Source organism: Flavobacterium sp. PLA-1-15 (assembly GCF_049060005.1).
Lineage (GTDB): Bacteria > Bacteroidota > Bacteroidia > Flavobacteriales > Flavobacteriaceae > Flavobacterium.
On the sequence record NZ_JBMGQS010000017.1, the window covers coordinates 39,885 to 64,838 of the forward strand.

Sequence of the window (24,954 nt, forward strand, 5' to 3'; positions counted from 1 at the left end):
AACGGCTTGCAATTGCAAACCGTTTTTTTATATCTGTAAACTGTGACCGACTACTAATTATTCATCAATCCTTCAATTTCCTCCACTTCAATCGGAATATTGCGCATTAAGTTGAATGGTTCGCCTGATTCCTGGACCACAACATTATCCTCCAAACGGATTCCGAAGCCTTCAGCAGGAATATAGATTCCAGGCTCTACGGTAAAGACCATATTGGCTTGCATTGGTTCGTGCAACAATCCATAATCATGAGTGTCAAGTCCCATGTGGTGGGAAGTTCCGTGCATGAAATATTTCTTGTAGGCCGGCCAATCAGGATTTTCGTTCTGCACATCTGCCTTGTCAATAAGACCTAGACCTAACAGTTCAGAAGTCATTAATTTGCCCACTTCCACATGATATTGTTTCCAAAGCGTTCCCGGTGTAAGTATTTTTGTAGCTTCGTTTTTCACTCTTAAAACCGCATTGTAAACCGCTTTTTGTCTTTCAGAATATCTTCCAGAAACGGGAATTGTTCTCGACAAATCGCTTGAATAATTAGCATATTCTGCGGCAACATCCAACAGAATCAAATCCCCCGCTTTACATTGCTGGTTGTTTTCGATGTAATGCAAAACGTTGGCGTTATTTCCCGAAGCGATGATGGGCGTATAAGCAAATCCTTTTGAACGGTTGCGAACAAATTCGTGAATCAATTCGGCTTCGATTTCATATTCGGTTACATTTGGTTTTACAAACGATAATAATCTTCTGAAACCTTTTTCGGTGATGTTGCAGGCATTTTGAATCAAATCCAACTCTTCTGTTTCCTTAACCGAACGTAAACGTTGCAAGATCGGGTTTGATTTCTCCACCTTGTGGGCTGGATAATTTTCCTTCCACCATTTTATAAAGCGGTCTTCACGTGTTTGCGTATCAATCGAAGCACGATAATGCTCGTTGGTATTAATATACATCGTATCGGAATACGCCATAATTTCCTTCAACGTCTTATGGAAATCCTGCAGCCAGATTACGGTTTTGATACCCGAAACTTCAAAAGCACGTTCTTTTGTCAGCTTTTCACCTTCCCAAATTGCGATGTGCTCGCTGGTTTCTTTCAAGAAAAGAATCTGCTTCAAATGTTCGTATGGAGCATCTGGAAAAAGCAACAAGATGCTTTCCTCTTGGTCCACTCCGCTTAAATAAAAGATGTCGCGGTGTTGTGCAAACGGCAAGGTGCTGTCGGCCGAAACCGGATAGATATCATTGGAATTAAAAATCGCAACGCTGTTTGGCTTCATTTGAGCCGTAAATTTTGCGCGGTTTTTTATAAATAAATTGCGATCAATTTGATGGTATTTCATATCTAAATGCTTTGATAATTATGTGTATCAAAATTAGGGAAAGATTCATTGTAAAAACTAGCCAAATGGCGTTATTTTATGTTTTTTCGGATACGGCTCATGTGCCTGGAAGAAATTCCGAGAAAGGAGGAAAGGTAATGAAGAGGCACTTCTTGAAGCAATTTAGGTTCAGTAGCCAATAATTTATGGTACCGTTCTTCTGGAGAAAGTGTTAGCAAATCAATGCGGTAATCGTCTATAAGGCAAAGTTGTTTTTCAATTAGATTATAATAAAATTGATGAAAGGCTTCGTTATTTTCGATGAGGTTTTTAAAGGTTTTCAAATCGACAATCCAAAGCTTGCAATCGGAAATGGCTTTGATGTTCTTTCGCGAAGGTTTGTTGAACAGAAAACTGCTGAGCGAACTGGTAACGGAATTTCGCAAGGCGAGATAAGTTGTTTTCTCTTCGTCTTCAACCATAATCGAATGTTGCAAAATGCCACTTTCCACATAGCAGAAATATTCGCAAATTGCTCCTTCTTTCACAAAGAAATCATTCTTTTTAAGGGATAATAATCTAAATGAATCTTTTGATTTTTCGAGAAGTTCAATAAACGAATCGTCCACAGGATTGGCAAATTCTGTCAGATAGTCTAAAAAATTCGTAGGTTTTGCCACTGCTTTCATAACGACAAAATTACCTAAAAAAAGCAAACGGAAGCGTTGTTACTCCACCCATTTATAATACCTCGCACCCATCAGATTCGGGATTTCTTTTTCAATTCGGTCTAAAACCCATTCTTGTTTTGGTGTGCGAACAGCATTTTTAAGCTCTTTTTTATGAAGCTTTTCATAGGTTTCAAAATCAATCTCAAAACTTTCAGCCAAGGTTTCGAATAGTTTTACATTGGCAATAGCCGATTTCCAGTCAAGCTGCATAACACCTTCAAAAACTTTTGATTTTGACCCAGAACCATAAGCAAGGAAGCCAATCTTTTTGCCTTCAAGCTCTAAGTTTTTTTCGGAAGCATTTGCCAAAGTAGAAAGCAATCCCATAAAAATAGAACCGGTGTATAAATTTCCGATCAGCGAAGAAGCGCGTTCGGCAGGTTGTAATTTTTTAGAAACAAATGATTTGTAGGCTTCTGTTTTGCTAAGGTCTTTTAATTTATTTTGAAATTCTGAAGCATCCTCATCGCCTGAAAGTATTTTTTTAGGAGCATCCAAGGCATAAATCTCAGGAAGCATTCTCCTACCTTGAAACGCATACGGAAGATGCATGATGATTTTTTCCCAAGTAGTGTAAAGCGATTCTTCGGTATTTTTAAGATCCTTTAAGGCGAAATAAGCATCACGTGTCCTATCGGTATAACATTGGTTGGAATATTGTCCATCAAAAACAGGTTGGTCCTTGTGGATTTCAATTTCGCTTTCCAAATTTCCGAACCAAGAATCGTTGTTTTTATTTCCTGTGATTGCTTCTTTCGAAAGGTGATGGTAGGGTTTGAAGAAATCAAAAACACCTTTTGTGCTCACCGTCCAATTGTTGTCAAAAGCAATTATACGAGGACTTGAAGTGACAAGCATCGCCAAAGCACCGGCACCTTGCGTATATTCTCCGGTAGAATTCAAATCGTATTTTGCAATATCGGTGGTTACGACAATCGCTTTTTTATTAGTGTTCAATCGAACGAAATCCAGGCAATTTTGCAAGGCATCAACACCACCAATACAGGCAAATGTAAAATCGACGGCATCGCATTCTGCAAGGCTGTTTTCGCCAAATTTTTGTTCCATCAAAGCGATCAGGAACGATGCAATGGGTTTGGAATTGTCGATGCCACTTTCGGTTCCGACATAGATTCTAGAAATCTCGCTCAGGTCGATATCGTTTTGAAGAATGAGTTTCGTAAGCGCATTTGCACCTAAAACTACAGTGTCCTGATGCACATCCGGCAACGTCATATTAATCAATCCCAAACCTTTTTCAAGTTTTTCGGGTTCGATGTTTCGGGCTTTCGCCAAAGTCTGAATGGATAAATGTATTTTGGCCACATCAAATGCAATGGCATCAATTCCTGTTCTCATTTTTAGGGTAACTTTTGAAATGCTAAAATTAGGATTCTCTCTTAATAAAAGCGTTCGTTTTATGGTTGAATTAACGCATGTTTTTCATTTTTATTGAATTTAGAAAAAAGGATATTTTAAATTATGAATTCGGCAATTTTAGTTTGGCAACCTTTCTATTTATGGTTAATTTAGCACGACTTTAAAATATTTGAAATGAAATATATTTTCGCAATACTCGCATTCGTTCTTTCTTTAAATACAATTGCCCAAGACAAACTTCCTTATCAGATTTTTGATGTTAATGGAAAGAAAACGTCTTATGCAAAAATGCTCAAACAGGCTGAAAGTGCCGAGGTTGTTTTGTTTGGAGAGCATCATGATAATTCGATCATCCATTGGTTACAATTGGAATTTACAAAAGATTTAGCCGAAAAAAAGCAATTGGTTTTAGGTGCCGAAATGATTGAAGCCGACAACCAAAAACAATTGGATCAATATCTAAAAGACGAAATCAACCAGAAAGCATTTGATACATTGGCCCGACTTTGGAACAATCATAAAACCGATTACAAACCTTTGGTGGATTTTGCGAAAGAGAAAAAAATCAATTTCATTGCTACGAATGTGCCAAGAAGGTACGCAAGTTTGGTTTACAAGCAAGATTTTCAAGCGTTGGATAAATTATCGGCAGAAGAAAAAACGTGGATCGCTCCGTTGCCAATAGCTTATGATAAAAATCTTCCGGGATATGTGAAAATGCTTGAAATGATGGGTGATCATGCAAGTGAAACTATGCCAAAAGCACAAGCCATTAAAGATGCAACAATGGGCCATTTCATCTTACAAAACTTAAAACCAAATTCTGTTTTCGTGCATTACAACGGAACCTATCACAGTGATAATTTCGACGGAATTAATTGGTATTTGAAACAAGGAAAACCAGCCATCAAGATTATGACAATCGCAACAGTTTCTCAAAAAGACATCTCGAAATTGGAAAAAGAAAACCTAAAGCTTGCGGATTTTATAATTGTTGTGGATGAAGACGTGACGAAAACCTATTAATTTTCAAATTCATTTTCAGCATTTTAAAGCTTGATTTTAACTTTAAAATTAGGTTTTTGCGGTTATTTAAGGTGTAAAATTATTTAGAGCGAAATTTTATCCTTGATTTGCTGTAAAATAGCATCACTTTATACTGATTATAAATAGGTCGAAAAGGTTGTAGTTAATTTGAATATGCCTTATTTTTGTGTGATTTTTTTAAACACACAAATAACATTATGGCAAAATCTGCAATCTTAAAGTCATCGCTAGCGAAAAAGTACTGGATGGCTCTAACAGGTTTATTTTTATGCACGTTTTTAGCAGGTCACTTGGCTGGAAACTTACAGCTTATTTTCGGAGATGCATTACAGTTCAACCAATATGCATTGTTTATGACCACCAATCCGGCGGTTAAATTGTTGTCCTACGTTACCTACATTTCAATTCTTTTCCACGCAATTGACGGTATTTTGCTAACTGTACAAAACAGAAGAGCAAGACCAATTCGTTATGCAAAAGAAAATGCTTCGGCTAATTCGGCTTGGGCATCAAGAAATATGGCGGTTTTGGGAACCTTGATTTTGGTTTTCATTGTAACGCACATGGTAAATTTCTGGGCAAAGATGCATTTTGATGAAAACATGCCTTTACAGACGATAATGGTTGACACAGGTGGCGGAATGAAGCAAGAACTTTATTTGACTACGGATGGAGATTATCTGCCAAAAGTACGAGTAGAGCAAAAATTAGTTACTATTAAAAACAGGACTGAGTTTTATGATACAGGTGCCGATGTAAAAATCAAAGAAGGTTACAAGGATTTGCATAAAATTACGTTTGCCTTTTTTCAAGATGCAAAATTCGGATTGATTGCTACAATTCTTTATGTAATTGCAATGGCTGTTTTAGCTTTCCATTTACTACACGGTTTTGCAAGCGCCTTCCAATCTTTAGGGTTGAACAATCCAAAATACAATGGATTAATCAGAGGCTTCGGAAAAGGTTTTGCGATCATAGTACCACTTTTATTCGCAATTATTCCAATATACATTCACTTCTTTGCTAAATAATAGAATATACAAATCATGAGTTTAGATTCAAAAATTCCTGCAGGTCCAATTTCGGACAAATGGACAGATTATAAAAATCATATTAATTTAGTGAACCCAGCCAATAAGCGAAATATTGATATTATCGTAGTTGGAACGGGACTTGCTGGTGGTTCTGCCGCCGCAACTTTAGCTGAATTAGGATATAACGTAAAAGCATTTTGCTTTCAAGATTCACCTCGTAGAGCACACTCAATTGCAGCTCAAGGTGGTATCAACGCTGCAAAGAACTATCAAGGAGATGGAGATTCAACTTTCCGTTTATTTTACGATACAGTAAAAGGTGGTGACTACCGTGCTCGTGAAGCAAATGTTCATCGTCTAGCGGAAGTTTCTGCAAATATCATCGACCAATGTGTTGCACAAGGTGTTCCGTTGGCTCGTGAATATGGCGGACTTTTGGACAACCGTTCTTTTGGTGGAACATTGGTTTCTAGAACGTTCTACGCAGCGGGACAAACTGGACAGCAATTATTATTAGGAGCCTATTCTGCAATGAACCGTCAAATCGGTCGTGGAAAAATCAAAATGCACAACCGTCACGAAATGCTAGATTTAGTTATCGTTAACGGAAAAGCAAGAGGAATCATCGCTCGTAATTTGATTACAGGAGAAATAGAAAGACACTCAGCTCACGCAGTTGTAATTGCTTCTGGAGGATACGGAAACGTATTTTTCCTTTCTACGAATGCAATGGGAAGTAACGCGACAGCAGCTTGGAAAATACATAAAAAAGGAGCATTTTTTGCAAATCCTTGTTATACACAAATTCACCCAACGTGTATTCCGGTTTCGGGAGATCACCAGTCAAAACTGACGTTGATGTCGGAATCATTGAGAAATGACGGTAGAATTTGGGTTCCTAAATCATTGGAAGATGCGAAAGCAATCCGTGAAGGGAAAAAGAAACCAACCGATTTATCGGAAGAAGAAAGAGATTATTACTTGGAAAGAAGATACCCATCTTTTGGTAACTTGGTTCCTCGTGACGTTGCTTCTCGTGCGGCAAAAGAAAGATGTGATGCTGGTTTTGGTGTAAACAAAACGGGTGAGGCAGTTTATCTGGATTTTGCAGCGGCGATTGTACGTTACGGAAAAGAGCAAGCATTGATCCAGCATTTAGATGGAAATGATGAAGCTTTGGTGAAAAAATTAGGAAAAGAAGTTATCAAAAATAAATACGGTAACTTGTTTCAAATGTATTATAAAATCGTAGATGAGAATCCGTATGAGGCTCCTATGATGATCTATCCGGCAGTTCACTACACAATGGGCGGCACGTGGGTTGATTATAATTTGCAAACTACAATCCCAGGTTGTTTCTCAATCGGAGAATCGAATTTCTCTGACCACGGAGCAAACAGATTGGGAGCTTCTGCTTTGATGCAAGGTTTGGCCGATGGATATTTCGTATTGCCTTACACCATTGGAGATTATTTGGCTCCAGACATCAAAACTGGAAAAATTTCTACAGATTTACCAGAATTCGTAGAAGCTGAAAACAACGTTAGAGAGCAGTTGAACAAATTCATCAACAATAACGGAACACACTCTGTTGACCATTTCCACAAAAAATTAGGTAAGATTATGTGGGACAAAGTAGGTATGGCTCGTAATGCCAAAGGTTTGAACGAGGCAATCGTTGAAATCGCTGCCTTACGTGAAGAGTTTCACAGAGATGTAAAAGTTCCTGGAACATTGGATAGTTTCAACCAAGAGTTGGAAAAAGCGATGCGTGTTGCCGATTTCCTTGAATTGGGAGAGCTTTTCGCAAAAGATGCCTTGCATAGAAATGAATCTTGTGGAGGACACTTCCGTGAAGAATACCAAACAGAAGAAGGAGAAGCATTGCGTGACGATGAGAATTTCGCATACGTTGCCGCTTGGGAATACAAAGGAAAACCGAGCGAGGCAATTTTGCACAAAGAACCATTGGTTTTCGATAACGTGAAATTAGTACAACGTAGTTACAAATAGGCAAGAGTCATTAGCCAATAGGCAAAAGTTAACAGCAGTAAATCGAAAAGTAAAAGCCAAAAAGAATGAGTGTACAAACCTATAAAGATTTGCTGATTTGGCAGAAAGGCATTGCAATAGTAAAATTAGTTTACAACAATTTAGAGGGTTTTCCAAAAGACGAAATTTTTGGATTACAAAATCAAATAAAAAGAGCTTCAGTATCAATTCCTTCTAATATAGCTGAAGGATGGGGCAGAGATTCAACACAAAGCTACATTCAGTTTTTAAGAATTTCAAGAGGTTCACTATTTGAGTTAGAAACACAGATAATTATCGCGAAAGAATTGAATTTCATTAGCGATTCAAGATTTAATGAAATAATAGAATTAATTACTGAAGAAAGTAAAATGTTAAACGCCTTCATAAAGTCTTTAAGCAAATAATTTAGATAACACAGCTAGCTTTTGCCTATTGCCTTTTGGCTAATACACTAAAAAAAGATGAAACTTACATTAAAAATATGGCGTCAGAAAAACGCTAAAGAAACAGGGAAAATCGTTGACTATAAAATTGATGATGTTTCTCCAGATATGTCTTTCCTTGAGATGCTTGATGTTCTAAACGAGCAATTAATCGATAAAGGAGAAGATCCAGTTGCTTTTGACCACGATTGTCGCGAAGGAATCTGCGGAATGTGCTCGCTTTTCATCAATGGTGAGGCCCACGGACCAGATAGAGGCGTTACAACTTGTCAATTGCACATGAGAATGTTCAAGGACGGCGATACGATTTTTATCGAACCTTTCCGTGCAAAAGCATTCCCGGTAATCAAAGATTTGGTTGTAGACAGAAGTTCTTTCGACAGGATCCAGCATGCAGGAGGATTTATTTCCGTGAATACTTCAGGAAATACGATCGATGCCAATGCAATTCCAATCAACAAACACGATGCCGATCGTTCATTCGACGCCGCTACGTGTATCGGATGTGGAGCTTGTGTGGCAACATGTAAAAACTCATCAGCGATGCTGTTCGTTTCTGCAAAAGTATCGCAGTTTGCATTATTGCCACAAGGAAAAGTGGAAGCACACGACCGTGTATTGAATATGGTGAACCAAATGGACCACGAAGGTTTCGGTAACTGTACCAACACAGGAGCATGCGAAGTAGAATGCCCAAAAGGGATTTCGCTTGAAAACATCGCTCGTATGAACAGAGAATATTTGGTGGCAAGCATCAAATAAGCCAAAAGAAAATAGCCAAAAGGCAAAACTAAAAGCGCATCTGTAAATTTCAGGTGCGTTTTTTTTAGAAGCCAATCCCGCTTTCCGTTTCAACTCCTCAACAAAAAAGCCGTGTTTTTAAAAGATAAAAAGAGCTTCCTTCGGTCGCTTTTTTATCTCAAAAAACACTGGCTTTTTCGTTTCCGAGGTTTCCACTACAAATGAAATTCACTGAACTCCTCTTGAAATAATATAATGTGAAGTAATCGGGGCTAGGAGCGAACTTGTCCATATCGCCCACGATTCAATTGCCTCGAAAATATTTCCTTATATTTGAAAGACAAAACAACCATAATGAAATACCTATCCCTGCTATTACTTGTTTCAACGATTTCATTTTCCCAAAACTATCAGCAATATGTAAATCCATTTATCGGAACAGGCGGTCACGGACACACATTTCCAGGAGCTACAGTACCGTTCGGAATGGTGCAACTTTCGCCGGATACCAGAATCGACGGCAGTTGGGACGGATGTTCGGGCTATCATTATTCCGATAATGTGATTTATGGGTTTTCACATACGCATTTAAATGGAACTGGAGTTTCCGATTTTGGAGATATTATGCTAATGCCAACAATGGGAAAACCAAGCCTTGACAAAAAAGACTATTCTTCGAAATTCTCGCATACAAATGAAAAAGCATCAGCGGGATTTTATGCCGTAAAATTAGATAAGGATATTATCGATGTGCGTTTGACAACTTCAACACGAGTTGGTTTTCATGAATATACTTTTAATAATTCCGGTCAAGCCAATATCATTCTCGATCTCAATCATCGCGATATCTTGTTGCAAGGCGATGTAAAAATCATCAACGATAAAACAATTCATGTTTTAAGAAGAAGCGAAGCTTGGGCGAGAAATCAATTTGTTTATGCCAGAATAGAGTTCAATCAGCCGATGCAAATCACGAAAGTGAATAACAATGCATTTGCTCCAGCAAAAACTACCGATAGCTTTTTTGCAGGAAGTTTATTGTCAATCAGTTTGTCAAAACAAGTCAAAAAAGGAGAAAAAATTCTAGTAAAAGTTTCGCTTTCGCCAACAAGTTACGAAGGTGCAAAACTAAACATGTCCGAAATTAAACATTGGGATTTTGAAAAAGTAAAGAAAGATGCAGAAGCTCTTTGGAACAAGGAATTATCCAAAATAGAAGTCACTTCTTCAGATAAAGACAAATTGGCAATTTTTTATACGGCTTTGTACCACACGATAATGCAACCGAATATCGCGCAAGATTTGGACGGAAAATACCGCGGTCGCGACAATCAAATCCATACCGCAAAAGGCTTCGATTATTATTCGGTTTTTTCGCTTTGGGATACGTTCCGAGGTGCCCATCCGCTTTATACGTTGATTGATAAAAAGCGAACTTCCGATTTTATCAATACCTTTTTGATGCAATACGAACAAGGCGGACGATTACCCGTTTGGGAATTGGCTTCCAACGAAACCGATTGTATGATTGGCTATCACTCAGTTTCGGTTATGGCCGATGCAATGGTAAAAGGCATTCAAGGATTTGATTATGAAAAGGTATTTGAAGCCTCGAAATATTCTGCAATGCTAGACCATTTGGGTCTGGATGCGTATAAAAAGAATGGTTTTATCAGTATTGATGATGAACACGAATCCGTTTCCAAAACCGTTGAATATGCCTATGATGATTGGTGTATTGCACAAATGGCAAAGATTCTAAACAAAAAAGAAGACTACGAATACTTTATGAAGCGTTCCCAGAACTGGAAAAACCTCTTCGATGGGGAAACGGGTTTTATACGTCCAAAAAAGAATGGCGGTTGGGAAAAAACTTTCGACCCAAGAGAAGTCAACAATAATTTTACTGAAGGAAATGCGTGGCATTATACGTTTTTCGTTCCGCAGGACATTCCTGGAATGATTGAAGCATACGGAGGCCCTGAAAAATTTGAAGCAAAACTCGATGAAATGTTCAATGCTGACAGTAAAACTACTGGAAGAGAACAAGTAGATGTTACGGGTTTAATGGGGCAATATGCTCACGGAAACGAACCAAGTCATCACATGGCGTATCTTTATAATTATATTGGAAAACCAGAAAAGACAAAAGAAAAAGTACATTATATCTTAAACAATTTCTATAAAAACACTCCAGACGGATTAATCGGAAATGAAGATTGTGGACAAATGAGTGCTTGGTATGTGTTGAGTTCGATGGGAATTTATTCGGTGACGCCGGGAAATTCGGGCTATTGGTCAACAACGAACCCTTACTTCAAAAAAGTAATTGTTCATTTAGAAGAAGAAAAAATAAGGCAAATAGATAAACCATTTTTAGAAACATACTCTGATTTTGGCTTTGAGAAGAATTTTGATGTTTATGAAACTCTAGCTTATGACGATATAATTCCAGTTCCAGTTATTGAAGCTAAAAGTAAATCCTTCAAAGATTCTTTGGAAATAGATTTCAAGCATTCAAACGTTGGGGGTTTTCGGTATAGAGTATTAAATAAGTCAAATAATGACGGACCTTTTCTCCAGTTTAGAGATGAAAAAATAATTATAAACCAGACGTCAACAGTCGAAGTTTATTTTACACAAATTATTGATGGAAAGCCTGTTCAGAGTAACACCATCTCAGCCACTTTCTTCAAAAAACCAAACAATTACACCATCGACATCAAATCAAAATACAATCCGCAATACCAGGCTGGTGGAAATGAGGGTTTAATTGATGGAATTCTAGGCGAAACAAATTGGCGAAAAGGTGATTGGCAAGGTTATCAATCACAGGATTTTGAAGCAGTTGTAGATTTGCAGAAATCTCAAAAAGTAAAAGCAATCCATTCAAGGTATTTGCAGGATTCGCGTTCTTGGATTTTGCTTCCCTCGAAAGTAGAATATTATGTTTCAAACGATAATATCAATTTTCAATTACTTAAAACATTTGAAAGCAGTTTGGATTGTAAATACGATGAGACTAAAATTGTAGATTATAAAACAGATTTTAAAAATATCACCGCAAGATATATAAAAGTGAAAGCCTATAATTTTGGTAAGCTTCCCGAAGGGCATCAAGGTTTTGGTGGTGATGCTTTTATTTTTATTGATGAAATTACAGTTGAGTGAACCGGCAAAAGTGAATCGCCAAAAGCAAAGAACTAATTACTAATTTACTATTGGCTATTGCCTAAAAAATATGAAAATAGCTTTAATTCAATCAGACATTATTTGGGAAGATGCAGTAAGGAATCTCCAAAACTTTACAGCAAAAATAAATACCATTGCTTCGGACGTGGATTTGATTGTGTTGCCGGAAATGTTTACGACAGGCTTTTCTATGCATCCAACAGGAATTGCCGAAACGATGGAAGGAAATTCGGTTTCATGGCTTAAAAACATCGCAAAATCAAGAAATACAGCCATCACGGGAAGTCTTGTCGTCAAAGAGAATGAAAACTTCTATAATCGATTGCTTTTTGTTTTTCCGTCAGGCGAAATCCAACATTACGACAAGAGGCATCTGTTCTCATTGGCGGGTGAAGATGAATTGTATTCGGCTGGAGCCAAAAAGCTAATCATCGAATATAAAAGTTGGAAAATTTGTCCGCTTATTTGCTACGATTTGCGTTTTCCTGTTTTCTCCCGAAATACCGAAGAGTATGATCTTTTGCTCTATGTTGCCAATTGGCCAACTGCAAGAATTACTGCTTGGGACGCATTATTGAAGGCACGCGCCATCGAAAACATGTGCTACACGATTGGTGTCAATAGAATTGGCGAAGATGGAAACGATCATCCGTATCCGGGGCATTCGCAAGCAATTGATTTTCTTGGAAGTACTATCATAGAATCATCCGAAAAGGAAGTGATTCTAATTGCAGAATTGGACAAGCAACAACTCTTGGAAACCCGAAAAAAGTTAGGTTTCTTAAATGATCGGGATGATTTTAAAATTATTGAGTAGTAGGTGTGAGTATCAAACCTTCTTCAACATCCCAATTCGACCTGCCTTCGAGTTCTCTCGGGAAATAAATGACTTCTTCTCCTTGGCGTTTTTCGAGATAGCTTCCCGGATCCCATTTTCCATTTCCGTTATCATCATAAATAATGCGAAGGAAAAATTTCTTAGGTTGAAAAGCAGTAAAAACAATAGTTGAACTGTTGGTTGAATATTCCGAATCCAGAATTTTTCCTTTATCATCGGTCAACTGAACAATGATTGGAAATCTGTTGACATTCTCCAGTTTCAGTGTCAGATTTGCATAATCAGCTGGGTCTTTCGTACTGAATTTATAACTTAAAGTATCATTTGACTTCTCATAAAAATCCGTCAAAGCACCCGGCATCAAAAGCATGGTATATTTTTCAAGCGGTTCTTTCTTGAAATTGAATTTTAATTTTTGGTTGAATTCATCGTACTCCGTTGTATAAGGAACAATAATGGAATCCTTATTTCTAAGCGTGATCTTTGTGCTGTCAAACTTGGTTAAAGGCGTTGTAGAAGTTATTTCGAAATGCTCCCTAAAATGAAGTGTTCCGAGTGGTTTTGCTGTAAAACTAAGCGTGTCTTTCTTTTGGTCTTTTATTTTAAAATAGAAATCTTTCTTGAAATTTTCATTTACGATTTCCAAGTTAAGCGAATCGGCTTTAATCGGCTGGAACCATATCTGAACAGAATCTTTTTCGGGTAATTTGGTGACGATGGTTGGCAACACTTCGGCACCATTTTTAAGCGTGAACTTCGCTTTTTCAGGTTTTCCTTCATATCCAACAGTTGCACGGTTTCCGGATGCTTGAGAAGGTTTTAAACCTTTAAATGGGGGAACTTCGTTAAACAGTTGCAGATTATAATTTGTTGACTCACTTGGAACCGTGATGTGTTCTTTTAAATAGCCAATCTTGTCTTTTTTTGGATCAAAAAGATAATTGTTATTGTAGTCTTTCATCGCTACCAGCATGTATTTTCCAGCCTTGATGTTGTCAATCTGCCAAACTCTTGCACTGTCGAGTGTGTTGGTTACATATCTTGGTTTTTCCTTGTAAACAATTGAATCGGTGAATTTTTCGTTCACTTCATACAACATTACGGTAACAAAATTGTCCACATTTTTTTCCAATGCATCGCTGATGCTTCCGCTTACCGATAACGAATCGATATAGGTTCCTGTTGAAAAAATATACTTGAACTGAGGGTATGGATTTCCTTCGTTATTGTCCTGGATACTCTGTCCGAAGTTAAAACTGTAAGTAGTATTTGGCTGTAAAGTGTCTTTTATCTTTATAGTGATGTATTTGCTGGCATTTGTTGGCGTAATGATTGGGGGCGTGTTCATAGGAGGAGAAACAATCAATTGCTTGTTGACGTCCTTTAGTTTTACATATTCATCAAATGTTAGCTTTATTTCGTTGCCTTTGAATTCAGTACTGAAGTTTTTAGGGATGCTCTGCCTTAAAACGGGCGGAATGGTATCGGTCAAACCACCGGTAATGTTGCCTCTTTTGGCACAACCCACCATTGCAATCGCTAAAAGGATTAAAATATACTTGTACGGAATCTTCAACATATAAAAGTGAAATTTGTAGGACACAAAATAACAATTATATTTAGTGTAAATGAAATGTTTTAGTGATTTATTAGCAATACCTCACGAATGCGAATAGGCCATAGTGACAATGCTGAGTTTTGCACCCGGAATTTGCAGAATTGCCCTGCCACAGGCTTCGAGAGTTGCTCCGGAAGTCAGTACGTCGTCAATCAGTAGATAGTGCTTATTGTGGTGGTTTTCGTTGTACGTTACACCAAATATTGCCTCGCTGTTCTCCGTTCTTCCGATGAGGTTCTTGAAGGTTTGGGTTTTCGAATAGACGTTGCGTTGTAATAAGGTTTCGTCTAATGGAATCGAAAGGTTTTCTGAAAGCGATTTTCCAAAAGTGGTAACCTGATTGTAACCTCTTTCTTTTAATTTCCTCGGATGAAGTGGCACTGGGATAATGAAATCTACGGTTTTCAGAATTTCATTCTTTTTTAAATCATCGGCATACCAATCGCCAATCAACGTTCCAATTTCCTCATGACCGTGGTATTTCAACCCGTGGATGATTTCTTGGACGATGCCTTTTTTATGAAAATACATAAAGCAAGAACCATATTCTATTGGCATGCGACCGTAGAATTTGTCGGTAGCTTCATTTTCTTTATGCAGATGATGGTTCGTCAGAGGTATTTCGTGTCGGCATTTGACACAAATCACTACTTCATTGGCCAACAGGAAAGCATCGCAACCTACACAGGCTTTGGGGAAGAATAGATTGGTTATGGCTTTTAGCATAATAATTTATAAGGATTGGTAATGCAGTTACTGATAATTACTAAAAGATATTAATTAAAAGCTTTTAGATTCAAATAATAGGCTTTTAGATTATAATTAATGTCTTTTAGTGATTAAATAATATCTTTTAGATTCAAATAATAGACTTTTAGATTATAATTAATGTCTTTTAGTAATTAAATAATATCTTTTAGACTATTATCAGAGCACCAAAGAATTATAAATATATAAAAAAAGGCCGAAAGTAATGAAACCTTCAGCCTTTTTAGAAATAACAAAAACAAATTATTCTTTAATCATCTTGAATGTTTTGTTCACCTTGTCAGCAGTCACTTTCACAATATAAGTGCCCGTTGTCAATCGAGACATGTCAATTTGTGTCTGTTGTGCGTTGAAATTCTTGGTAATGATTTCCTGACCTAATAAATTATAAACCGCAACATTGGTGATGTTTTGCTCATAAGCCAGGTTCAAGATATTTTTAACCGGGTTTGGATAGTAAACAAATTTTGAAGTATCGAATGCTCCAGAACCCAAATCTGTTGACCAGATTACATTATCGATAAACATACCCACAAACGGTGCATCTCCGCCATTCAAACGCAAACCTATGTAGGTGTCGGTTCCAGAATAATTGGCAAAATCAACAACAGATTCTGTCCAGTTGGTTCCAACTGTAACACTTTCTTTCAGCGTAAATACAGCCGTACTGGTATTGTCACTCAAAGTTCCAACCTCTATCTGGCAAGGAGGTCCTGCGTGAGAGAACGTCAATTTGTGAGTTCCAGCACTTAGGTTGGATAGTTTTGGTAAAACCAATATCTGTTCGTCAAGCGGACCTGACATACCTTTGAAAAGGTTTACTGCATTTGGAGCACTAACTCCTGGAGTGGCCTTAACCAAAATAGAATCGATATCATTTTCAGTAGGGCCTCTCAAAATAGCAGTCCAACATTCAGGAAGCATATCTACTGCTGTAGTATCAAAGTTTTCATCAACAGTTGCTATTGCAGGACAAATTTCTGCAACTATAGGTTCCCATACAATATTATCTACATAAATAGCTCTATTTCCAACACTGCTCGAGTGACGGATACCAATGTATTGATCAGTTCCAAAATACTCCGAAAAATCAATGGTGTACTGTGTGTAGTTTGGAGTTGCAGTTACAGCAGTAAACGATGTAAATACAGCTGTACTTGAATTGTCATTCAAAGTTCCTATTTGAATATTAGGCATATCAGTAGTGTTACCGCCTCTTAAATAAAAGGTTAGCTTATGAGTTCCAGCATCTAGATTATTTACCGGAGGCGAAACTAAAATAATGTCGTTCGAAGAATTGTAACTGCTATTAAACAATGACACATTATTTGGTCCAGAATAAGCATCAAGTTCAATATTGTTTACTGAAGCAAAGTTTTGGGCATAGAAATCGCCTCTAATGATTTTCGACCAACAAGAAGGCAATGACATTGTTGGTGTTGAGTCGAAATTTTCATTGAATGTAGTTCCGGCAATACATTTTGTTCTGAACACTTTTGGACCAACCCATTCTCCATTTGTAGCACCGCATGTAGAGCGAACCCAAACATTATATTCTGTATTAGGAGTCAATTCTTCAAAAGAATATTCTTGTGCGTTAGCTGTTTCAGTTACTGTTCCAGCATTAGGATCTGTAACATTAGAGGTTGCATACGAAATTTCCCAATTCTCAGCAGATTCTTCACCCATTTCCCAAGTGGAGAATGCGGTATCAGATGTAATGTCTGTAACGGCAACATTTATTACACTTGGACATAATGGTGCCACTTCCCAAACAACATCATCAATATTTGCATAGCTGTTTGTGCCATTTTGGCTCAAACGGATTCCAATATAGTTGTCCGTCAATCCGGCATATTGTGTGAAATCAACAGTATATTCAACAAAATTATTAGTAAGATTGATTTCTTGTTTAACGTTGAAAACAGCATTTGGAGTATTCGAATCCAAAGTTCCCACCTCGATAGAAGAAGCATTATGGAAAGAACTGTAGAAACGCAAACGATGTGTTCCTGCTCCAATATTGCTAAGATTTGGCGATACAAGTATTACGTCATTATCATCTGTTTGATTCTGATTATACATCTCAACCGATTTAAACGGACTGTGTGCATAGCTTGAATTTACTTTTGCAAAAGCTGTTCCCGTTGTTCCCCTAACAATAGAGGTCCAGCATGACGGAAGAGTATTTGTTTCGACAGCATCAAAATTCTCATTTAAAGATGTTACAGGATTACAATCTGTTTTAAAATAAATTGGTCCGATCCAGGCTCCTTTATCTGTTCCGCAGTCCGAACGAACCCAAGCAGCATAGGAAGTATAGGCTTCTAAACCAGTAATTTCTTTGATGTATGAATCAGAAGATACAATTGGTAATAAACCAGAAGGATCAATTGTAGAAGGATCGCCGTAAACAATTTCCCAAGCAGATTCTGTTCCGCTTTCTTCCCATGATATTGTAGCCGAACTTGGAGAAACAGCCTCCAGAACCAAATTTTGTACATCCGGACAAGCTGGAGACATTTCCCATCTTACATTCTCGATATAGGTATAAGTATAAGCACTTGCGTTGTTAATACGAATAGCAAAGAAAGTATCAGAACCCTGATAGTTTGAAAAGTCTACCGTATATTCCTGATAATTATTTGTAAGACCAACATTTTCTAAAGCGTTGAAAACGGCATTTTTAGTCGTACCGCTCATGGTTCCAACTTGAAGACTTTCGCCACCTTTCGCCGAAAATTTCAAACGATGTGTTCCTGAACCCACCGTGCTCAGTTTTGGAGAAACAAGAATCGCATCATTTTCGGTATCGACAGTGACATGTGATCCAGGAGTCATAAAAATTGAGTTTGGAGCCGTGATACTGTTTGAGGCAGTAGTTGAAATTACTGGAGCGGAGAATCCATCTTCAGTTCTGATGAATGCAGTCCAACAAGTTGGTAAAACTGGTGATGTAGTAGTGTCAAAATTCTCTACAAAATCAGCGATAGGCTCACAATGCGTTTTGAAAGTCACAGGTCCTATCCAAGATCCTGAACCATCTCCGCACGTGCTTCTAACCCATACATTGTAAAAAGAATTGTTGGCTAAACCAGTTAATTCTGCTGAGAACGAATTTTCAGCTGATGCAGTTAATGTAGATGGATCCATAGTTCCTGAAGTTAAATCATACACCACTTCAAAGTTGTTGCCACTTCCTCCAGCCCAGCTTATTGTAGCGGTTGTAGGCTGTGTATCGTCTACACTTATCTCTGTAACATCATCGCAAGCAGGAGCTGGCTCCCAACGAATATTGTCTAAACTAACTGGATTGTAGGTTGTAGGGGCATTTAATCGGAAACCAATATAAGTGTCAGTTCCCGTATAGCTTGAAAAATCTACATTATATTCGGCATACTGAGTAGCAATTTCTATTGTTTCACCATCTAATGGAGTGAAAGTAGCTGTGCTGGTATTGTTGTTTAATGTTCCAATGACAATGCCGCTTGTAGTATTAGCATCAGCATAAAAACGCAAACGATGCGTGTTCGAAGCCAGATTGCTCAGTTTCGGAGAAACCAAAATTATATCTGCTGTATTATCTGCCGATCCATTAAATAGACGGACGCTATTAGCACCTGTAAAGGCTTCGCCTTCGTAAGTTAATGTTGTTGTGCCAGAACCTACACCTGGACCTCTAACAATTGACGACCAGCAAGCCGGAAGTGAATTGACAGGAGTTGTATCGAAATTCTCAATAAAATCGGCCTGTGTGTTGCATTCTGTTCTAAAAGTTGTAGAATAAGACCATTCTCCTGGAGTACCACTACAAAAATTTCTCACCCAAATGTGATAAAGCGTATCGCCTTGCAAACCATTAAGCATCGCTGGATTTCCCGATCCTGTTGGCTCAGTAGAAGAACTAGGCGCTTCATTAGTTTGCGATAGGTAATATTGGCTACTGTTTTCTGATCCAGTTGCTCCATTGGCCCAAACCACAACCGCAAAGTCATTGGTTACTACGGCTGTGTTCAAGAAGAAAGGAGTAGGACAAGCCTTTTGGATACCGCTGAAAATAATGTTAGGCAAATAGTTTTCAGTATTTCCATTTTGCAGGGCTTCAAAGTTAGGAGGTGTCCCGTCACTTTGATAAACAAGAGAGCGACTGTCGCTTACTTCCTGAGATATGAATCCATTTCCGTAAGCATCGAAATTCTGTTGTAATTCGGCTGTTGCGATGACAAGATTATCCGTTCCGTTGTAGGGAAAAGGTGTATCGAAAGTGATGGAAACCCATCCAGGGCCGTTCGTTGTAATTCCTCCAACATATACTTCTGTAAGTTCCGCCATCGGTTTCCAATCACTGCCAGATGCAAAATTGGTTTGAGAAGTGTGTCCTAGAAAAATTTTTAAATTCTGACTGTTAGGAATTGTGCTTCCTGCAGATCCAGTAAATTGCCAGGATATTCCAGTAATATTTCCGGTAGCATTAATTTCTGCAGCCGTATAGATCGACTGAGAATAGGTATATCCATAATTGGGATTAATGGGGAGGTTTTTAAAAGTGGTACCGTTTCCGATAAGCACCTGCCCTTGACTTTGCAACATTGCCAGAAAGAGAAGGAGGCAAAAAGTAATTTTTTTCATTGGTATTAAGGTTTTTTGATTTTTTAAATTTTCCGAAAATCAATACTCTTATCCTAAATACGACAAGGAAAAAACGTGACAGGTATACGGTAAAAAACGTGATGGTCTTTATAATCAATGAATTATTAAAAGCAAAAAGGGCTGAAAGTCATAAGACAATCAACCCTTTTGATCAACAAACTATTTTCTTTTTTACTCTTTTATAATCTTTATTGCTTTGGTTTGATCATCGGAAGTAATCTTTACGATATAACTTCCGCTTGAAAATCCTGACATGTTTATTTGTGCACTTGTAGAATCAAGGTTGCTTTCATATACTTTTTGTCCTAAAAGATTGAATATTGAAACATTTGTGATGTTTTGCTTGTATGATAAATTGATTACATCTTTTACAGGATTTGGATATAGTGAAAATGCAGCAGTTTCAAAATTACCATTGGATAATTCAGGATTAATTTCCCAACTGATGTTGTCCATTCCGATACTCTGATAAGTTTCTTCAGAGTTTAATCGAATTCCGATGCGGTTGTCCGTTCCTGTATAAGAAGCAAAATCTACGGTATATTCTTCATAAGATGTGGTTAGGAGGACTTCTTCATAAAAATTAAAATTACCTTCCAAATCGATAGTTCCAATTTCTAAACTTCCAGCGGTTACTAATTGAGCGGCATAGAATTTAAGAAGGTGTGTTGCGCTCGAAAGATTACTCAAAATCGGCGAAACTAGAATAATATCATCCGTAGAGGAAGAACCAGCATTGTAGATTTCAATTCCTTTTGTACCTGCATAAGGTTGCCAAGAGATTACCGATATACCCGCTCCGCCACTAATGTCTCCGTTAACAATTGATGACCAACAACTTGGAAGGCCTGATGTAGAGGTTTCAAAAGTTTCATTAAACGTTGTAACGGCATCGCATAGCGTTTTTACCAAGATTGGTCCGATCCATGCACCATTTCCATTTTCGCCACAAACAGATCTAACCCATATTTTATAATCGGTATTGCTAGACAAACCACTTATTTCATTAGTAGCGTTCGTTAAAACATTAGAAACCGTAGCAAGGTTCGGATCTGTAATAGAAATTAGCCCATGAGCTGTTTGCCAGTTTGAAGTATCTCCAGCATTCCATCCTAATGTAATTGTAGTTGTGTTCAATGGCATTGCATCAATTTCAGTAACATCTGGACAGGCAGGAATTGTTTCCCAAGTCACATCATCAATATATACACTAGCAAACATTTGTGTAGTATTATATCTAAAACCAATATAAGTATCGGCTCCTTCATAGGAAGAAAATTCAATTACATATTCTGTCATTTCACTGTTAGAAAGTGTAATTTGCTCAAAGAAATTAAAATCTGCAGCATTGGTATTGCTTGCCAAGGTGCCAATTTGTAATGTACCCATCCCTTTAGCGAAGAATTTTATACGATGTGTTCCGCTAGATAGATTTCCTAAATTAGGAGATACGGCTATGATATCATCGCTTGGTGAAGGGCCAGAAAAACCGCTGTACAATTCAAGACTTGTAGTTCCCGAGGTCGCAAGGTCATTATAAGCGACTCTAACATCTGCATACAAGGATAAGCTGTTTCCTCTAAGAATACTCGACCAGCATGTAGGCAATTCTTCACCTAAACCTCCATCAAAATTTTCGTTTAGGCTGTTTACAAAAGGACATGCAGTATTGAATGCAACTGGACCAACCCAGAGGCCATTTCCAGCTTCACATTTAGAGCGCACCCACACATAGTAAGTAGTTTCGGCTGTCAAATTGCTAATGGAAGCTGTTGGTGTGTTTAAAATTTCTAATATTGGTGTTATGGAAGATGGATCTACCAAGGGATCATTGCTGTGCACAACCTCCCATTGAGTAATTTCTTCTGAAGAGGTCCAAGAAATTGTAGCTGTATTTGTTGTCGCCACTGGAACTTGTATTAGTGTCACATCCGGACATAATGGAGAAATTTCCCAACGAATATCATCCACATAACTTAAAACGTTATCAGAAGCGCTGTTCAGTCTAATGGCTACAAAGGTATCTACGGTTCCTGTAGCATTTGTGAAATCAATTGCAAACTCTTTGAAAGTATTCGTTACGTTGATTTCTTCAACTTCAGTAAAGTTAGCTCCCGGATAATTTCCATCCAATGTACCTACTGAAAAGGTGCTTCCTGCATTGAAAGAGGCATCTTTTGCAAAAAAACGTAAACGATGTGTGCCATCCCCTACATTTGTAAGTTCAGGCAAAACCAAAATCAAATCTGCATCTCCGTCACCGTTTGTATAAAATTGTACTGAATTGCCCGTGTTTCCATCTTCGTTGGTTACACTAACATTCGCTGGAGAGCTATCTTCATTAGGGTTGTAAACAATAGATGTCCAGCATACTGGGACTGTTTGTGGAGTTGCATTGTTGAAATTCTGTATCAATTCCTGCAATGGCTCGCATTGTGTTACAAACGATGTTACATTTGACCATGTTCCAGGGCCGTTTTCACAAATATCCCTAACCCATACATAATACACCGTTCCGGAAGTCAAAAGATTGCTCACTTCAAAGCTTTGTCCAGAAGCTACACTGCCGCTTGGTTCTGTTGATGCAGTTGGAGTTGTGTTTGTTGTAGAAAAATAATACTGTGATCCTTGTGTCGCACCAGCATTCGATGTCCAATATAAAACGACACCATTTGTGGTTGCGTCTTGAGCGATTAGGTCAGTTGGTTTTGGACAAGCTTGCACAATTCCATCAAATGAAACATTTGCAACAAAGTTTTTTAATGTTCCTTCTGCAGGATTTTCTACATCTACTGCATCAGACCAGCTTGCATAAGTAATCGAGCGATTTCCCTCAACTTCATAAGCATAAAATTGATCATCCCAACCATCCATGTCTTCACTGTCTTCCTTTACGGCAACGATCAAATTATCAGTGCCATTATAGGTAAACGGAGTGTCAAGATAAACAGTAATCCATCCTGCGCCTTCAGCATCGATATCACCAAGATAAACTTCTGTTAGGTTAGCAATAGGCTCCCAGTCAGTTGCAGAATCAAACGCTGATTTTGATGTGTGGCCTAAATAGATGGTCAACTCCTGGCTTCCGTCCAAACTTCCATTACCTGCAAAATACCACTGTATTGAAGTAATTTCTCCCGAAGCTAAAATTTCCGATGCTAAGTAAATGGATTGAGCATAGGAATAAGGATTTCTTGGTTCAAAAGGAACACCTTTCTCAATTGCAGTTCCATCACCCAATTGCACTTGTGCCTGACCACCAAAATAGGTCAGTAGCAGTAATACAAAACAAAATGTAATTTTTTTCATGTGGTTGGTTTTTTATTTTCTAAATGTTCAGAAAATGCCAACTTATTTCAAAAAATTATATCAGACAAAGCGTGACATACTTCAAGACAAAGCGTGAAGTTTACAGTAAATACAACTATTGATAAGGATTTCTTTATGGGAATTAAATAGTAGCCAAATAATCATAAAGACTGATGTCTTCTGGGATTTCCATCTTGGCAGAGATTCTTTCTTTCCTTTTTCGGCAAGATTCTGGAGCGATATTGAGCATCGAAGCAATTTCCTTGGTGCTCAAATTCATATAAATATAAGACAGGAAACGGATATCGTTTGCAATAAGATTGGGATGCCTTGTCTTTAACTTGTTCAAGAAATTCTGATTCACTTCTTCAAAATGGGTAATGAAATTGTCCCATTCGTTATCGGTTTTGAGATGTGTTTTCAACGTTTGGATATGATTTACCAATAATGCTTCCTTGGAAACCTGTGGCAATTCTGAAAGTTCCGATAGTACTTCCTCAATCATCTGGTTTCTTCCAGAAAGATATAAGGCTTTCGCCGATAGCTTGCGGTTCTTTTGTTCGACCTCGTTTTTCAGGCGCTCCTGTTCCAATAAAGAAATCGCTTTTTGCTCATCAAACTGTTTTTCTAATAACAGCAATTCGTTTTTTTCCTTCTCTAATTCCAAGGATAGGATTTGCTCGTTTCTTTCGGCAATGAGTTTTTTCTGCTTGTGTTTTACCGAAAGGTTCCTTAAAATCCAAACGATAAAAACCACCACAATAATAATGATGGCAATGATGGAATAGAACATTTTTCGTTCGCTGTTGAGCTTGGCCTCGTTGAGTTTGATTTGATTTTGGTAATTCTGAATTTCAAATTTTACCTTACTGGTTTCATAAAGCTTTCCGTTTTTAATGGCTTCCAGCTTTGCATTTGAAGCAATAATAGAATCCTTAAATGCAAATGCAAGATTGTAATCTTTTTTCTTGAAGTTGATTTCAGAAAGCAATTCAAATGCTGTAATCTTCGTTTCGATATTGGGTTTTTTATCTAATAACTGATTGACATAAATTGTAGCTTCATTCAAAAGGTTGTCGGCAATATAGGATTTTGCAATGACCGTTATCAAGGAAATATCGGCTTCATAAAAACTCAAGTCCTTGGTGTTTTGAAGCAGATGCAATGCGGCTTCTCGTGCTTTTTTGGCTTTGCCATCATTCAAATCACATTGGATGACACCCACTTGTGCAAATATGAAGAAATTCTGTTGCTTGTCTAAAAGTGGAAGAGCTTCATCAAAATAGGAACGTGCGAGTTTTGAATCCTTGGTTTCATTGGCCAAATTGCCGAGATTCATCGCGTAGAGTCCAACTTTTAAATCATCGTTATTTTGCTTTGCGATGTCGTAGGCCTTCTTGAAATATTCTTTTGCCTTTTCATAATTTTCTTCCTTGGAATAAAGGATTGCGATATTATTCAGGACAATCATCTCGTGTTTCGGATCCAGCTCCTTCAATGCAATCGAATAGGCTTCAATATAATAATTGAGCGCTTCGCCATATTCTAAAAGCCTGTAATAATTGGCGCCAATATTATTGATGGCTAAAAAAGTTTGCTTGTGCCAGCGGTTTTTTTCCGACAGAGTTCTGGCTTGTGTAAGCAATTCTAAGGAATGAATGTATTTGTTTTTGTTTAAAGCTTCGACCCCAGCAGCAATGAGCGAATCACATTTTTCAATGGTATTCGCCTTGAGCGGATGGACAAAAAAAAGGATCATCACGACACCGAAAAACCAATGCCTGAATTGCCTGTTGCTAGTAAACATAGTTTGAGAATATTTCTCCAAATATAGTAAAGAAGTA

15 protein-coding genes are annotated in these 24,954 nt (G+C 37.8%); 7 read left to right on the forward strand and 8 right to left on the reverse strand.

The features are described from left to right. Window positions 1-53 precede the first annotated feature (53 nt). The 3 genes from ACI6PS_RS10840 to ACI6PS_RS10850 all read right to left on the reverse strand — a co-directional run bounded on the left by ACI6PS_RS10840 (window position 54) and on the right by ACI6PS_RS10850 (window position 3,415). Window positions 54-1,346 carry an aminopeptidase P family protein gene (locus ACI6PS_RS10840; protein ID WP_421012588.1) on the reverse strand — a complete coding sequence of 431 codons (1,293 nt, stop codon included), beginning with the start codon at window positions 1,344-1,346 and terminating at the stop codon, window positions 54-56. Window positions 1,347-1,417: 71 nt separating this feature from the next. After that, the gene (locus ACI6PS_RS10845; protein WP_421012589.1) at window positions 1,418-2,014 is read right to left on the reverse strand and encodes a Crp/Fnr family transcriptional regulator; all 597 of its coding nucleotides are present in this window, start codon (window positions 2,012-2,014) and stop codon (window positions 1,418-1,420) included. Window positions 2,015-2,053: 39 nt separating this feature from the next. Further along, a complete protein-coding gene (locus ACI6PS_RS10850; protein ID WP_421012590.1) occupies window positions 2,054-3,415 on the reverse strand; it encodes a hydroxymethylglutaryl-CoA synthase family protein in 1,362 nt (453 codons plus the stop codon). 195 nt (window positions 3,416-3,610) lie between these two features. On the opposite strand from ACI6PS_RS10850, the gene ACI6PS_RS10855 reads away from it, so the two are divergent. The 7 genes from ACI6PS_RS10855 (at window position 3,611) to ACI6PS_RS10885 (ending at window position 12,744) form a co-directional block, all read left to right on the forward strand. Beyond that, entirely contained in the window at window positions 3,611-4,462 is an 852-nt protein-coding gene (locus ACI6PS_RS10855; RefSeq protein ID WP_421012591.1) for a ChaN family lipoprotein, read from the forward strand. A gap of 218 nt (window positions 4,463-4,680) precedes the next feature. Next, window positions 4,681-5,514, forward strand: coding sequence for a succinate dehydrogenase cytochrome b subunit (locus tag ACI6PS_RS10860; RefSeq protein WP_421012592.1), 834 nt, complete (start codon window positions 4,681-4,683; stop codon window positions 5,512-5,514). A 15-nt stretch (window positions 5,515-5,529) separates the two neighbouring features. Then, window positions 5,530-7,530: a fumarate reductase/succinate dehydrogenase flavoprotein subunit gene (locus tag ACI6PS_RS10865; RefSeq protein ID WP_421012593.1), complete on the forward strand. Its 2,001-nt coding sequence runs from the start codon at window positions 5,530-5,532 to the stop codon at window positions 7,528-7,530. Between the two features lie 65 nt (window positions 7,531-7,595). Then, window positions 7,596-7,955, forward strand: a complete 360-nt coding sequence (locus tag ACI6PS_RS10870; RefSeq protein WP_421012594.1) for a four helix bundle protein — start codon at window positions 7,596-7,598, stop codon at window positions 7,953-7,955. Between the two features lie 57 nt (window positions 7,956-8,012). Continuing rightward, entirely contained in the window at window positions 8,013-8,756 is a 744-nt protein-coding gene (locus ACI6PS_RS10875) for a succinate dehydrogenase/fumarate reductase iron-sulfur subunit (RefSeq protein WP_421012595.1), read from the forward strand. 333 nt (window positions 8,757-9,089) lie between these two features. Further along, window positions 9,090-11,906 (forward strand): GH92 family glycosyl hydrolase, encoded by a 2,817-nt coding sequence (locus ACI6PS_RS10880; protein WP_421012596.1) that lies wholly within the window; start codon window positions 9,090-9,092, stop codon window positions 11,904-11,906. A gap of 70 nt (window positions 11,907-11,976) precedes the next feature. Further along, entirely contained in the window at window positions 11,977-12,744 is a 768-nt protein-coding gene (locus ACI6PS_RS10885) for an amidohydrolase (protein WP_421012597.1), read from the forward strand. Here ACI6PS_RS10885 and ACI6PS_RS10890 read toward each other — a convergent pair. From ACI6PS_RS10890 to ACI6PS_RS10910, 5 genes are all read right to left on the reverse strand, one after another. Beyond that, window positions 12,734-14,344 carry an Ig-like domain-containing protein gene (locus ACI6PS_RS10890; protein WP_421012598.1) on the reverse strand — a complete coding sequence of 537 codons (1,611 nt, stop codon included), beginning with the start codon at window positions 14,342-14,344 and terminating at the stop codon, window positions 12,734-12,736. The genes ACI6PS_RS10885 and ACI6PS_RS10890 overlap by 11 nt on opposite strands. 81 nt (window positions 14,345-14,425) lie before the next feature. Continuing rightward, window positions 14,426-15,109 carry a ComF family protein gene (locus tag ACI6PS_RS10895; protein WP_421012599.1) on the reverse strand — a complete coding sequence of 228 codons (684 nt, stop codon included), beginning with the start codon at window positions 15,107-15,109 and terminating at the stop codon, window positions 14,426-14,428. Between the two features lie 285 nt (window positions 15,110-15,394). Continuing rightward, the gene (locus tag ACI6PS_RS10900) at window positions 15,395-19,780 is read right to left on the reverse strand and encodes a choice-of-anchor J domain-containing protein (protein WP_421012600.1); all 4,386 of its coding nucleotides are present in this window, start codon (window positions 19,778-19,780) and stop codon (window positions 15,395-15,397) included. Between the two features lie 192 nt (window positions 19,781-19,972). Then, a complete protein-coding gene (locus tag ACI6PS_RS10905; protein ID WP_421012601.1) occupies window positions 19,973-23,110 on the reverse strand; it encodes a T9SS type A sorting domain-containing protein in 3,138 nt (1,045 codons plus the stop codon). A 142-nt stretch (window positions 23,111-23,252) separates the two neighbouring features. Then, window positions 23,253-24,917: a transcriptional regulator gene (locus tag ACI6PS_RS10910; protein ID WP_421012602.1), complete on the reverse strand. Its 1,665-nt coding sequence runs from the start codon at window positions 24,915-24,917 to the stop codon at window positions 23,253-23,255. Between the last annotated feature and the right edge of the window lie 37 nt (window positions 24,918-24,954).

Coding starts and splice junctions, on each gene's coding strand:
- ACI6PS_RS10840 (WP_421012588.1), bottom strand. CDS start 1,346: ATGAAATACCATCAAATTGATCGCAATTTATTTATAAAAAACCGCGCA.
- ACI6PS_RS10845 (WP_421012589.1), bottom strand. CDS start 2,014: ATGAAAGCAGTGGCAAAACCTACGAATTTTTTAGACTATCTGACAGAA.
- ACI6PS_RS10850 (WP_421012590.1), bottom strand. CDS start 3,415: ATGAGAACAGGAATTGATGCCATTGCATTTGATGTGGCCAAAATACAT.
- ACI6PS_RS10855 (WP_421012591.1), top strand. CDS start 3,611: ATGAAATATATTTTCGCAATACTCGCATTCGTTCTTTCTTTAAATACA.
- ACI6PS_RS10860 (WP_421012592.1), top strand. CDS start 4,681: ATGGCAAAATCTGCAATCTTAAAGTCATCGCTAGCGAAAAAGTACTGG.
- ACI6PS_RS10865 (WP_421012593.1), top strand. CDS start 5,530: ATGAGTTTAGATTCAAAAATTCCTGCAGGTCCAATTTCGGACAAATGG.
- ACI6PS_RS10870 (WP_421012594.1), top strand. CDS start 7,596: ATGAGTGTACAAACCTATAAAGATTTGCTGATTTGGCAGAAAGGCATT.
- ACI6PS_RS10875 (WP_421012595.1), top strand. CDS start 8,013: ATGAAACTTACATTAAAAATATGGCGTCAGAAAAACGCTAAAGAAACA.
- ACI6PS_RS10880 (WP_421012596.1), top strand. CDS start 9,090: ATGAAATACCTATCCCTGCTATTACTTGTTTCAACGATTTCATTTTCC.
- ACI6PS_RS10885 (WP_421012597.1), top strand. CDS start 11,977: ATGAAAATAGCTTTAATTCAATCAGACATTATTTGGGAAGATGCAGTA.
- ACI6PS_RS10890 (WP_421012598.1), bottom strand. CDS start 14,344: ATGTTGAAGATTCCGTACAAGTATATTTTAATCCTTTTAGCGATTGCA.
- ACI6PS_RS10895 (WP_421012599.1), bottom strand. CDS start 15,109: ATGCTAAAAGCCATAACCAATCTATTCTTCCCCAAAGCCTGTGTAGGT.
- ACI6PS_RS10900 (WP_421012600.1), bottom strand. CDS start 19,780: ATGAAAAAAATTACTTTTTGCCTCCTTCTCTTTCTGGCAATGTTGCAA.
- ACI6PS_RS10905 (WP_421012601.1), bottom strand. CDS start 23,110: ATGAAAAAAATTACATTTTGTTTTGTATTACTGCTACTGACCTATTTT.
- ACI6PS_RS10910 (WP_421012602.1), bottom strand. CDS start 24,917: ATGTTTACTAGCAACAGGCAATTCAGGCATTGGTTTTTCGGTGTCGTG.